General features: G+C 32.3%; 11 protein-coding genes. 2 read left to right on the plus strand and 9 right to left on the minus strand.

Translation table 11 applies throughout. The annotated features are described in order from the left end of the window. Nucleotides 1-63 precede the first annotated feature (63 nt). From ffh to ABHQ57_RS08875, 4 genes are all read right to left on the minus strand, one after another. The gene (gene ffh, locus ABHQ57_RS08860) at nucleotides 64-1,392 is read right to left on the minus strand and encodes a signal recognition particle protein (protein WP_073182820.1); all 1,329 of its coding nucleotides are present in this window, start codon (nucleotides 1,390-1,392) and stop codon (nucleotides 64-66) included. A gap of 171 nt (nucleotides 1,393-1,563) precedes the next feature. Then, complete coding sequence (locus tag ABHQ57_RS08865; protein ID WP_159616684.1) at nucleotides 1,564-2,118, minus strand: DUF1572 family protein; 555 nt, start codon at nucleotides 2,116-2,118, stop codon at nucleotides 1,564-1,566. Nucleotides 2,119-2,229: 111 nt separating this feature from the next. After that, nucleotides 2,230-2,697 carry a peptide-methionine (R)-S-oxide reductase MsrB gene (gene msrB / locus ABHQ57_RS08870; RefSeq protein WP_167713900.1) on the minus strand — a complete coding sequence of 156 codons (468 nt, stop codon included), beginning with the start codon at nucleotides 2,695-2,697 and terminating at the stop codon, nucleotides 2,230-2,232. Next, on the minus strand, nucleotides 2,694-3,566 hold the full coding sequence (locus ABHQ57_RS08875; RefSeq protein ID WP_167713899.1) for an alpha/beta hydrolase: 873 nt from the start codon (nucleotides 3,564-3,566) through the stop codon (nucleotides 2,694-2,696). Before ABHQ57_RS08875 ends, msrB begins: the two co-directional genes overlap by 4 nt. Before the next feature lie 132 nt (nucleotides 3,567-3,698). On the opposite strand from ABHQ57_RS08875, the gene ABHQ57_RS08880 reads away from it, so the two are divergent. Together ABHQ57_RS08880 and ABHQ57_RS08885 are read left to right on the plus strand one after the other, a co-directional pair. Next, nucleotides 3,699-4,508, plus strand: a complete 810-nt coding sequence (locus ABHQ57_RS08880; RefSeq protein ID WP_167713898.1) for a M48 family metallopeptidase — start codon at nucleotides 3,699-3,701, stop codon at nucleotides 4,506-4,508. Between the two features lie 67 nt (nucleotides 4,509-4,575). Continuing rightward, nucleotides 4,576-5,871, plus strand: a complete 1,296-nt coding sequence (locus tag ABHQ57_RS08885) for an MFS transporter (protein ID WP_159495138.1) — start codon at nucleotides 4,576-4,578, stop codon at nucleotides 5,869-5,871. On the opposite strand, the gene ABHQ57_RS08890 is transcribed toward ABHQ57_RS08885, so the two are convergent. From ABHQ57_RS08890 to ABHQ57_RS08910, 5 genes are all read right to left on the minus strand, one after another. After that, entirely contained in the window at nucleotides 5,872-7,494 is a 1,623-nt protein-coding gene (locus tag ABHQ57_RS08890) for an RluA family pseudouridine synthase (protein ID WP_167713897.1), read from the minus strand. Nucleotides 7,495-7,535: 41 nt separating this feature from the next. Continuing rightward, entirely contained in the window at nucleotides 7,536-9,308 is a 1,773-nt protein-coding gene (locus ABHQ57_RS08895) for a long-chain fatty acid--CoA ligase (RefSeq protein WP_047787841.1), read from the minus strand. 72 nt (nucleotides 9,309-9,380) lie between these two features. Beyond that, nucleotides 9,381-11,153, minus strand: coding sequence for a long-chain fatty acid--CoA ligase (locus ABHQ57_RS08900; RefSeq protein WP_167713896.1), 1,773 nt, complete (start codon nucleotides 11,151-11,153; stop codon nucleotides 9,381-9,383). Nucleotides 11,154-11,219: 66 nt separating this feature from the next. Further along, nucleotides 11,220-11,921: a LytTR family DNA-binding domain-containing protein gene (locus ABHQ57_RS08905; RefSeq protein ID WP_167713895.1), complete on the minus strand. Its 702-nt coding sequence runs from the start codon at nucleotides 11,919-11,921 to the stop codon at nucleotides 11,220-11,222. After that, a complete protein-coding gene (locus ABHQ57_RS08910) occupies nucleotides 11,914-13,044 on the minus strand; it encodes a sensor histidine kinase (protein WP_167713894.1) in 1,131 nt (376 codons plus the stop codon). The genes ABHQ57_RS08905 and ABHQ57_RS08910 overlap by 8 nt, the downstream gene beginning before the upstream one ends. Nucleotides 13,045-13,126 lie beyond the last annotated feature (82 nt).

Raw genomic sequence — 13,126 nt, forward strand, 5'->3', positions numbered from 1 at the left:
GTGTGTTGTTGTTAATCAAAAAAGAAAAAAGAGAAGTCGACAAAACTTCTCTTTTATTTAATATTATCTCATGCCTTTCATCATTTGCATCATTTTTCTTCCGCCACCACCTTGCATCATCTTCATCATTTTGCTCATTTGGTCGAATTGCTTCATCAACTGGTTAACTTCTTGTACCGAAGTTCCGGAACCTTTGGCAATTCGTTTTTTACGACTCGCATTTATAACAGAAGGCGTACTTCTTTCTTCAGGAGTCATAGAGTGTATAATAGCTTCAATTCCTTTAAAAGCATCGTCGTCAATATCAACATCTTTTAAGGCCTTACCTGCACCAGGAATCATACCTACTAAATCTTTCATGCTACCCATCTTTTTGATTTGATTGATTTGATTTAAGAAATCATCAAAACCAAACTGATTTTTAGCAATCTTCTTTTGTAATTTTCTAGCTTCTTCTTCATCGTATTGTTCTTGGGCACGCTCTACTAACGAAACAACGTCTCCCATTCCTAAAATACGATCAGCCATACGACTAGGGTGGAATACATCAATTGCATCCATTTTTTCACCCGTACCTATAAATTTAATAGGCTTGTCTACTACCGATTTAATAGATAAAGCAGCTCCACCACGAGTATCACCATCTAACTTAGTTAAAACAACTCCGTCAAAATTTAATACATCGTTAAAGGCTTTGGCAGTATTTACAGCATCTTGCCCTGTCATAGAGTCTACCACAAATAAAGTTTCTTGTGGACTTACAGCTTTGTGGATGTTAGAAATTTCCGTCATCATTTCTTCATCAACAGCTAAACGACCCGCGGTATCGATAATCACCACGTTTTTACCGTTTGCTTTTGCATGCTTAATAGCATTTTGAGAAATTTCTACAGGATTTTGATTTCCTTCTTCAGCATATACTTCAACACCTATTTGCTCTCCAACAACACGTAACTGGTTAATTGCGGCAGGACGATATACGTCACATCCTACTAATAAAACTTGTTTAGTTTTCTTAGTTTTAAGATAGTTAGCTAGCTTACCAGAAAAGGTTGTTTTACCCGAACCTTGTAAACCAGACATTAAAATTACAGTAGGTGAACCACCTAAGTTAATACCAACGGTATCACCACCCATTAATTCGGTTAATTCATCCTTAACCAATTTTACCATTAATTGCCCAGGGTTTAACGTTGTTAATACGTCTTGACCTAAGGCTTTTTCTTTTACTGTTTTGGTAAAATTCTTAGCTATTTTAAAGTTAACATCGGCATCTAATAAAGCTCTACGAACTTCTTTTAAAGTTTCTGCAACGTTAACTTCGGTAATTTTTCCGTGTCCTTTCAGCGTATGTAACGCCTTATCTAACTTTTCGCTTAAATTATTAAACATGTATCGGCTTCATTTTTTAGAGGCACAAATTTAGTTATTAGTTGTTAGTTTTTAGCAATTTGTTAGTAGATTTTTTCTACATTATTGTATAAAAGTGTTCGATTTTTAATAATTAGTAAGAGTAGTAGTCACTTTTTTTAGTTCTTGTATTGGTAACAATAGGAGTAAAAGCTATAAATCATCCGTAAAATGTTTGCGACTTTTCTCTTGACTAAATTTTTCTTGATTGAAGTTTTTAGAGGCATTTTTAGGAATGGATAGCGATACCCATTTTTCGTTTTGTAGCATTTTGCCTAAAAATACAATTTGCCCGATGTGATACGGATAATGACAAATTTGACGGTTAATTGCTTCGGTTACTGTGTGTCCTTGGTTTCTTATGTAGATGATTTTTTCTAAATCAGTTTCTTCTAAAGAGTTAATAGTGTTTAAAAAGCAATCCCAACCTTTTTCCCAATAGGCAATCATTTCTTCTTTGGTTGTAAAAGTATTTATAAACTCGTCATCTCTATTTCGCCACGATTTTTCTCCATCTTCAGTAAAAAAGTTAGTCCAACGAGATAACATATTACCCGCAATATGCTTTGCAATTACCGCAATAGAGTTGCTTTCTTGATTGTATTGGTAAAATAGCGCTTCTTGGGTAAGTTGATTAAAAGTTTTATCGCCTAAACTTTTATAGTAGGTTATTTGTTTTTTTACACTTTCTAAATAAGAGTTTTGCATGGTATAATTTTTTAGTAAACTACCTCGGGGCAAACTCACGAGGCATTTATAGGAAAAAAGTTCTCTGTGCCAATAAAAAAGGCTGGTTTTAACCAGCCTTAATTTACAATTTTATTTATTAGGAATGAACTCTAAAGCAACTCCATTAATGCAGTGACGTTTACCTGTAGTTTTTTTAGGGCCATCATTAAAAGAGTGTCCTAAATGTCCGCCACAAGTATTACATTTTAATTCTGTTCGAGCATAACCTACTTTATAATCTGTATCTAGTTCTACATTTCCTTTAATAGCTCTATCAAAAGAAGGCCAACCACTACCTGAATCGTATTTGTTTTCAGATTTATATAATGGGGTTTTACAGGCAGCACATATATAGGTTCCTTCTTTCTTGTTAAAGTTTAAAGGGCTTGAGTTAGGTCGTTCTGTACCCGCTTCTCTAAGTACATAGTACTGTTTTGGAGTTAATAACTTTTTCCACTCACTGTTGGTTTTGTTTACCGCGTACTTTTTCTTGTTTTGAGCATTTACAGTAGTACTAACTGTTATTGCTAAAAGGAATAAAACAACTAATTTTCTCATGGTTCTTTACTTATAAAATCAACAATTTTGGAAGCAACTTTTGAGTTACGAAGAATTCTGGTGTGTCCTAAGCCTTCCGTAATTAAAAGTTTTCCATTCTGTAAGTTTTGACGTATTGCTATTGCACAACTTACATCAACATCGCCATCAAATGAATCATGAACAACTAAAGTAGGTATTTTTACATCTTTAGCTTTTACGCTAGAGGAGTGTATATCAATATCTCGTTGCCATTTTTTATCAAATAAGCGTTTCATTTTATGAGCTATAACTGGTTTTACTTGTAAGTTTTTAGTAAAGTTTAAAATAACATCTGATATTTTATCAGCAGCACCAACAGTAACCAATTTGTTTACAGCAAAATTTTCTGAAAGAGCGTTATACAAGCATACACCGCCAAACGAGTGCCCTATAGCAGCATCAAAAGGTCCAAATTGTTTGTTGAGTTCAGTAATGGTTTCTAAGAACTCTGGCATTTCGGTAGTTTTTCCTGTAGACTTTCCATGCGCAGGTCCGTCAAAAGAAATAACCATATAGCCTTTTTCCAAGAGTTTGTCAGCAATCATATATAATTGGGTGCTTCTTCCTGCCCAACCATGTACCCATAATACTTTTTTAGTTGAGTAACCATATGATAGTACTTGAATGTCTTTTGAGATGGATGGCACATTTATTGTTTTCTTTTGAGCACTCTCTAACATTACTTTTTCTCTCTTAGGAATAGGAAAGTTAACAGGAGTTGTAAAAAGCCTTGTACCAAATTTAGCTGCTTTGTTAGTAGATATAAACTGTAAAGTCTTAGCTGAAAGTATGACAGGTTTAGGAATTTTTATACTTGGTAAAGCTGTTTTTGAATGCGTAAAATTCATGAATTAGTTTTTAAGATAAAGATAGAATTTGTAGCTTTAAAGACATAATATATTATCAAGTTTGTGACAAATAAGTTAATTTCGTGTCATAAAAGATACAACCAAGAACATAGAATTTTAAACTATTAAACAATGAAAAAAATTATAGCCCTAACATTTTTAGCTGCTTTTTTAGTAGCGTGTAGTACTGTGCCAATTACGGGAAGAAAAAGATTAAACTTTGTAAACGATGCTCAAATCTTACCTGCAAGTTTTGCACAATACAAAGGGTTTTTAGAAGAAAATAAATTATCTACAAATACAAAACAAACAAATCAAATAAAACGAGTAGGGAAAAATATTTCAGCAGCAGTAGATCGTTTTATGAGAGCTAATGGAATGACTACAGAAGCAAATGCTTATGAATGGGAATTTAATTTAGTAGAAGATAAAACAGTTAACGCTTGGTGTTTACCTGGTGGAAAAGTGGTGTTTTATACAGGAATTATGCCTATTTGTGCTAATGAAGATGGGGTTGCTGCTGTGATGGGGCACGAGGTTGCTCATGCATTTGCAAAACACGGACAAGAACGTATGTCTACAGGTCAATTACAACAATTAGGAGGAGTTGCTCTAGCCTTAGGTACTCAAAATAGCAAAAATGCTGAAATGTGGAATATGGCGTATGGTTTAGGAACTCAAGTAGGAGTAATGTTACCATTTAGTAGGGAACATGAAACCGAAGCAGATAAGTTAGGGTTAGTTTTTATGATTATGGCAGGATATGAAGGAGAAGAAGCTGCTGAAGTATGGGTACGAATGAGTGAACGCTCAGGCGGAGGAGCTCCTCCAGAGTTTATGAGTACACACCCATCTAATCAAACTCGTATTCAGACTTTAAGAAACTTTTTACCAGAGGCTAAAAAGTTAGCAGCAAAATACAACGTGTCTGCGAGTAAATAAGATTGATAAATTATAGTATATTGCAAACCGTTCATGTTATATGAGCGGTTTTTTTATTAGAATTTATATGTATAAAATAGGAGATAAGAAGCTAATTAACGGATGGGCATTTTACGATTGGGCCAACTCAGTATATTCATTGGTAATTAGCACAGCTGTTTTTCCGTTGTATTACAGCGGAGTAACAGAAGGTAAAATTGTAAGCTTTTTAGGAATGGACTGGGAGCATCCAGATAGTTTATATAGTTATGCATTGTCTTTTTCGTTTTTAGTAGTGGCTTTTATTTCTCCAATATTATCGGGTATTGCAGATTATACAGGAAGTAAGAAAAAGTTTATGAAGTTTTTCTGTACTCTAGGAGCATTATCGGTAATGAGTTTGTACTTTTTTGATGGAATTGATACTGTATGGATAGGTATTTTATTTACTGTTTTAGCAAGTATTGGCTTTTGGGCAAGTTTGGTGTTTTATAACGCTTATTTACCCGAAGTAGCCCATCCTGAACAACAAGATAGAGCCAGTGCCAAAGGTTTTGTATATGGTTATGTAGGTTCTGTAATTTTATTACTCATCAATTTGGCGATGATTATGTTCCCAGAAACTCTAGGAATTAGTGCAGGAATGGCATCTAGAATTTCTTTTGTCATGGTAGGTTTATGGTGGTTAGGCTTTGCTCAAATAACCTTTAAACGATTACCTGGTAATGTGTATAATAAAAAGCCTGAAAAAGATTATATATGGAAAGGGTACAAAGAGTTACAAATAGTGATAAAAGAAGTATTAAACTATCCAACGTTAAAACGTTTTTTAATTTCTTTCTTTTTGTTAAGTATTAGTGTACAAACTATTATTTTAATGGCTGCTATTTTTGGTTCTTCAGAATTAGGCTTGTCGTCTACAAGTTTAATAATTACCATTTTATTAGTACAAATAGTAGCAATTTTAGGAGCGATTTTATTTTCAAGGTTTTCAGAAAAATGGGGGAATATAACAGCTTTAAAAGTAACTATTGTAGTATGGATGTTAGTTTGTTTTTGTGCTTTCATGTTAGATAAATCTCAAGAAAATGTAGCTATTTACTTTTATGGACTAGGTGGTTTACTGGGATTGGTACAAGGGGCTATTCAAACCTTAACACGTTCTACGTATTCAAAATTATTGCCAGAAACAGAAGATCATGCTACGTATTTTAGTTTTTATGATGTTACTGAAAAAATAGCCATTGTTTTAGGAACTGCTGTATATGGAACACTAAATTGGATTACAGGTTCTATGCAATGGAGTGTGTTGTGTTTAGCTATTTTCTTTTTGGCCTCATTTATCATTTTAAGCACACTAAAAAAGACAAAATACGTAGAATAACTAAAAAGGAACTGGAGAGGTAAAACTGACTTGTTTTTTTGAAGTAGGGTGTACAAATGTGATTTTTTCGGCATGTAAATACAATCTATCTGCTTTGTTTCCGTATAAATCATCACCTACAATAGGAGTGTTTAGTCCCAAATTATGTGCAGCATGCACACGTAATTGATGCGTGCGTCCAGTTATAGGATAAAAGTATACTTTTGTTTTGTTGTTTAGAACTTCAACTTTTTCCCAAGTAGTCAATGCTTCTTTTCCGTGTTGGTAACACACAAGTTGTTTAGGGCGATCGTTTAAATCTACTCTAATGGGTAACTCAATTTTTCCTTTATCTTCTTTTAAAATACCATCTAATAAAGCCACATAGCGTTTTTGTATAGTTTTATGAACAAATTGTGCTTGTAAAGCTTTATAAGTTTCTTCATTTTTAGCAACTAAGAGAATTCCAGAAGTTGACATGTCTAACCGATGTACTACTAACGGACCTGTTGCTTTTGGATATAATTTTTGAATACGACTGAACACAGAGTCTTTTATTTCTTTTCCAGCTACTGATAAGAGTTCATGTGGTTTGTTGATGACTAACAAATCTGAATCTTCATAAATAATTGTAATTTCTTTTTCTTCCTTTAATAGAGCAACTAACGGATTTTCTTCTACAGTCATTCCTCGTAACATATGCGTTAGAATAGGCTTGCATTTACCAGTGCACGCAGGATAAAAATATTGATGTTTTCTTATGGAAGTTTTTAAAGGTTTTCCCCACCAAAATTCAGCCATACAAATAGGTTTTAATTGATGATTGTATGCATATTGAAGTAATTTAGGAGCGCAACAATCACCAGCACCAGCAGGAATGTTTTGAGTGGAGTCTGTAAAAATATCTAATAAGTTTTTAGTTTCTCCTTGATAGTTAAGAAACGCATACTTTTTAAATATTTCTTGTTGTGTCCAAGCTGAAAGGTTTGTGCGCTGTTGTTTTAACTCCTGAGCTTGATGTTGCTTTTCTTGATACGTTTTTTTTGATGCCGCTATTTTATCGTTTAAATACACTTCATATTCACGCAAGTAAAACTCTTCATTTATATTTAACTGATTGTTTTGTTGCCCTAGTTTTTTTCTAAGTTTTCTTCGTTGTTTAATTTTTGATTGCTCATCAGCTAAAAGCTTTTTGTGCAGTTGTTGTGTTTTTTGATATGCTTTTTTTGCATCAATAAAACCAGAGGAACTTTCTAGACTTGCTATTTTATGGGTTAACTCATTAAGTCGTTCTTCTGTTGTAAGATAGAATTCGTTTTTATTTAAAACATCAAATACAGGGGGCACAAAATGTTTGTGTTGTGTGCTTTCAGCTAGTTTACCAGAAAATGCAGCTAAATAACCTAAGGTTCCATTTTGATCTTGCACAACTAAGACTCCAAACATTTTTCCTAGTGAGTTAGTATCCTTAGGGTTTTTAATTCCAAAGTTGTGCGAAAAATCAGTTTGATTTGTTAAATATTCTTGTAGTTCTTTAGCAGCTATTTTTGCTAGAGTATGAGGTGAATAATTATAAGGATAATCGAATTTTTTAGGTATTTCAATAGTAGAAACATCCGAAGAAAAAGAAATAATTTTGGTCATAATAAAAAGAAAAAGTGTTGCTTTCACAACACTTTAAACGATTAATCTCTATAAATTTTATCGTATAAGTCTTTATACATTTCTTTGATAATGTTTCGTTTCATTTTCATGGTAGGAGTAAGCTGTCCTCCGTCAATAGACCATTCTTCTTCGGTTAACTCAAACTTTTTAATAGTTTCCCATTTACCAAACTTAGTATTGGCGTAATCTACTTCTTCTTGAATACGCTCTATTACTTTAGGGTTATTTACCAAGTCTTTATTATCTCCAACAGTTATATTGTGCCTAATTGCCCATTCACGAACAAATTCAAAATTTGGTTGAATAAATGCAGCAGCCATTTTTTCACCTTCACCAATAACCATTACTTGCTCAATAAAGCGAGATTGTTTTAATTGACCTTCTAGTAATGGTGGAATAATGTATTTACCACCTGAGGTTTTAAACATTTCTTTGGTACGTCCAGTTATTTTTAAGAAACCATCTTCACATAATTCACCTTTATCACCTGTATGGAAGTATCCGTTTTGTAAAGCTTCAGCAGTTTTTTCAGGATCTTTATAATATCCTTGCATTACATTTGGTCCTTTTACTAAAATTTCTCCATTATCGGCTATTTTAACCTCAACACCATCAATTAATCGACCTACAGTTCCTAATTTAAAACCTCCATTACGCATATCGTTTACAGCAATTACAGGTGAAGTTTCGGTAAGACCATAACCTTCCATTACCGGCATTCCAGCAGCTGTAAATACTCTAGTTAAACGTGGTTGTAACGCGGCAGAACCTGAAACCATTATTTTTAATTCTCCACCTAAAGCAGCTTGCCATTTAGAGAAAATAAGTTTTCTAGCAATATTTAGTTTTTTTTCATACCACCATCCGTTAGCTCCATAAGGTTCGTATTGTAAACCTAACTCAATAGCCCAAAAGAACAATTTCTTTTTAATTCCTGTTAAGTCGGCTCCTTTGGCATAAATTTTATCATAAATTTTTTCATACAATCTAGGAACCGCGGTCATTACATGCGGTTTAACCTCTTGAGCATTTTCACTCAATTTATCAATAGCTTCAGCAAAATAAATAGAGATACCACAGTATTGATATAGGTATAGAAGCATACGTTCAAAAATATGGCACACAGGTAAGAAACTCAATGCACGACCTTGTCCATATACTAATGGTACTCTTTTCTCACTACTTAAAACATTTGATACAATGTTCTTATGACTAAGCATAACGCCTTTTGGGCGTCCAGTAGTACCAGAAGTATAAATTAGGGTTGCTAAATCGTTAGTTGTAATAACATTTTTACGTTCTTCAACTTCATTTTGATTACTTTCGTCTTCTCCTAATTTTAAAACCTCTTTCCAGCTTTTTTCGTCAGTTATATCGTCAAAAGTAAATATTTCTTTAAGTTGAGTATTTGCTTTTATTTGGTTTAGTTTTTCTAGAATAGTTTCATCAGAAACGAAGCAATAAGTAGCTTCTGAGTGATTTAAAATATATTCGTAGTCTTCTTTAGAGATAGTTGGATAGATAGGAACGTTTTGAGCTCCTGTTTGTAATATTCCAATATCACAAACATTCCATTCAGTTCTATTATTTGTTGAAATTACAGCAATTTTATCATTAGGTTGTACTCCTAATCGTAACAAACCTCTACTTATAGCATTGGCTTGTTTAATATATTCATTGGTTGAAATAGATTGCCATTTACCGTTGTATTTTGTGGTAAATGTGTTATCTAAATTATAGTTTTCTTGTTGATAATAAGGAAAATCAAAAAGACGTGTAATTTCAATCGACATATGTTCAAATTTTTGGGCTCTGCAAAGTATGAAAAATACCCCGATTGCACAAGTTGTAGTTTACTGGTTGATTTATTGAGGATTATATATTTTTTGACACAAACTATTGTATTTTTCTAAGATTATTTTTCGTCTCATTTTTAATGTCGGAGTTAAATGACCCGAATTGATAGACCATTCATCAGGAGTAATTTCAAAGCGTTTTATTTGTTCCCACTTCCCAAATTTTTCATTGCAAATATCAATCTCTTTTTGAATTCGTTTGAGTAGTTTCTCATCTGTAGTAATATTTGTAATTGTATGGTGGTGTCTTTTTGACCATTCTTGAACAAATTCAGTAGCAATTTGAATTAATGCAGCCGGCATTTTTTCACCTTCACCAATTACCATAACTTGCTCTATAAAACGTGACTTCTTCAACTCACTTTCTAAGATAGCAGGAGCGATGTATTTACCACCTGAAGTTTTGAAGATTTCTTTTTTTCGATCTGTAATTTTTAAAAATCCTTCATTATCTAGTTCTCCAATGTCTCCTGTATGGAAATAACCATTTATAATTGATTCGTTAGTTTTTTCTATATCTTTATAGTAGCCGATCATTACATTAGGTCCTTTCACTAAGATTTCCCCATCCTCAGCTATTTTTACAGTTACATTTTCAATTACCTTCCCAACAGTTCCTATTTTAAACCCGTTGTTTCGCATATCGGTAACAGAAATTGCAGGAGAGGTTTCGGTAAGTCCGTAGCCTTCAAAAACAGGAATGCCTGCCGCAGTAAAGATTCTTACAAGCCTAGCTTGAGTTGGAGCGCTACCTGCTAGCATAAATTCTAAATCTCCTCCTAAAGCTTCTTTCCATTTAGAAAAAATAAGTTTTCGTGCTATAGAAAGCTTGAATTCGTACCACCAACCGTTTGCTTTATAGGGTTGATATTGTTCACCTAATTGTAATGCCCAAAAGAACAATCGCTTTTTTAGACCAGATAAGTTACTGCCTTTATCTACAATTTTATCAAAAACTTTTTCTAATAAACGAGGTACTACAGCCATAAAATGAGGTTGAATTTCCCGTAAATTATCTCCAACTTTATCAATACTCTCAGCAAAATGAATTTCAAAGCCCATATATTGACAGTAATAAGAGGCTGCACGCTCAAAAATGTGACAAATGGGAAGGTAACTTATCACTTTTTTTTGATTGTCTTGTAGATTAAGTCTTTTTCCAACAGCAAAAACGTTGCTAACAATGTTATTATGAGAGAGTATTACTCCTTTTGGGGTACCTGTGGTACCAGAAGTGTAGATAATGGTGGCTAAGTCAGATGGGTTTATAGACTCTTTTAATTCGTTTACTTTTGTTTGAAGAGCTGTTTCGTTACCAAGACTTAAGAAAGAACTCCACCCATAATCTACATCTAGTTCTTCAAAAGTGAATACTTTTTTGAGCTGTGTTTGTCCTTGAATTTTGATTACTTTTTGATAGAGTTCATCATCAGAAACAAAACAATACACACTATCAGAATGGTTTAAGATATATGCATAATCTTTTTCTGAAAAAGTAGGGTATAAAGGAACATTTACTGCACCAATTTGCATAACTCCAATATCTAACAAATGCCATTTTGGTTGATTTACAGAAGTAATTACAGCAATTTTATCTCCTGGTTTCACTCCAAGATTCAATAAAGCTTTACTTATGATGTTAGCATCTTCAATATATTTTTTAGTAGAAATACTTTTCCATTCATTATTCTCTTTAGAAACTAAGCAATCTTGTTGTGGGTAGTTTTCTAGTTGGTGATATGGGAAATCAAAAAGACGTGTAACTTTTGAAGATATATGCATGTAAATGATTTTGTTGATGCATAAATCTATGAAAATAAAAGAGATAAAAGAAAAATAAAATAAATGTTAGTTGTAAAGTTTACTAACTAGGCTTTTATAGGTTTGACCAATAGGAACCTTATGCTCATGAATTATAATACGATTCCCTTCTATAAACTTTATTTTATCTACAGCAACAATAAATGATTTATGTACTCTTAGGAAATTGTTTTCATCTAAGATAGTTTCATAATGAGAAATCTTTTCGTGGCTTACAATCATTTCATCTATTAAAAATAGTTTAGTATAATTTCCGTAAGCCTCTATAAATAACAAATCATTTAAATCAACTTGATGGTGTTTTTTATCTCCTTTGATAAAAATACGAGTATTGATTTGACTTGTCTGTATACTTTCTTTGTTAATTGTTTTGATAGGTAAAGTGTCTGATACTTTATTGACAGCTTTTACCAAACGATCAAAACTAAAAGGTTTTAAAAGATAGTCTACAACATTGAGTTCAAATCCTTCAATAGCGTATTCTTTGTATGCAGTGGTAATAATGGTTTTAGGTGGATTAGACAGCGTCTTTAAAAAATCCAAGCCTTTTAACTTGGGCATGTTTATATCTAAAAACATAAAATCAACAGTATGCTCATTTAAAAATTGCATAGCCTCCATAGCATTATAGCAACTTTTTACTAATAGAACATGAGGGAGCATGCTACAAAATTCTGTTATAATTTCATGAGCTAAAGGCTCATCATCAATAATTATATAGTTAAGCATGCTTTGGTGTTTTTAACTGTGTTTTATAGATATTATTTGTGGAACTAATACTTAGTTCATGTTGTTGTTTGTATAGCAAAGATAATCTTCGTTTTAGGTTTTGTAATCCAATACCTTTAGAATTATTGAGTTCACTAGGATCAAAATTGTTTTCTATGTCAAAGTAAATAAAATGAGCATCTTCATATAAATTTATATGAATAAAAGCATTTTCTGCAAGTGTTTCTATACCGTGTTTAAAGGCATTTTCAAGTAAAATAATATATAATAAAGGAGGAATGTTTAAAGAGGTATCGATGTCGTGATTAAAAGTAATTTCTACAGACTTTTTATATCGGATTTTATGTAGTTCGATGTAATTATTTAGGTATTCTATTTCTTCTGAAACTTTTACTGTTTCTTTTTCTCCATCGTAAATGGTATAGCGCATCATGTCAGATAATTTTAAAATAACTTCTGGTGCTTGAGGAGAATTTTTTACTGTAAGTGCGTACAAGTTATTTAGTGTGTTGAAGAAAAAATGCGGGTTTATTTGGGTTTTTAATAGTGATAATTCAGTTTTAGATTTTTCTTTTTTTAACTCTTGTACCCATTTCAATTGTTCAAAAATCCAAAGAAAAAAGAAAATAGGAATAGGCAAAAAGAATATATAAAAAGGGGTTTCTTGTTTTACTTTTAAATAAGCTTCTAAATCACCAGAAAATAATCTGAGATAAAAAAAGTATAAGAGCAATGGAGTGTATAGAAGGGCTATGAATTTCCAATATTTTTTAATGAAGTTAGGTACTAAAAAATAAGCTAATCCGCACCAAAATATTATTAATAAAATGAATGTGATTGGGTTATCTGGAAGCTTCATAAAAGAATCAATCAACACCGTAATAAACAACAGTAGAAAAAGCGAAAGAATACCCATTATCGTTTTCTTTTTTCTTTTTAAATATTCATAATTATGTATGGGTAAGGCAACAATTAGCGCCCAAAAAAGAGTGATGACGATAACTTCAGCGGGTTGATCATTTGGGATGTTTAGAAAATTGACATAATCTAATAAAATGAACAACGGAATTATAATTAAAAAGCCAATAAGAAAAGCTTTGTATTTCTTTAAAAAATCAATCATACTTCAAAATTACTCATGTAAAACTGTTTTCACAATTATATTGACAAACACTATTGTTTTTTATACGAACAAGTAGCTTTTT

This window comes from Tenacibaculum sp. ZH5_bin.1 (assembly GCF_042865525.1).
Lineage (GTDB): Bacteria > Bacteroidota > Bacteroidia > Flavobacteriales > Flavobacteriaceae > Polaribacter > Polaribacter mesophilus.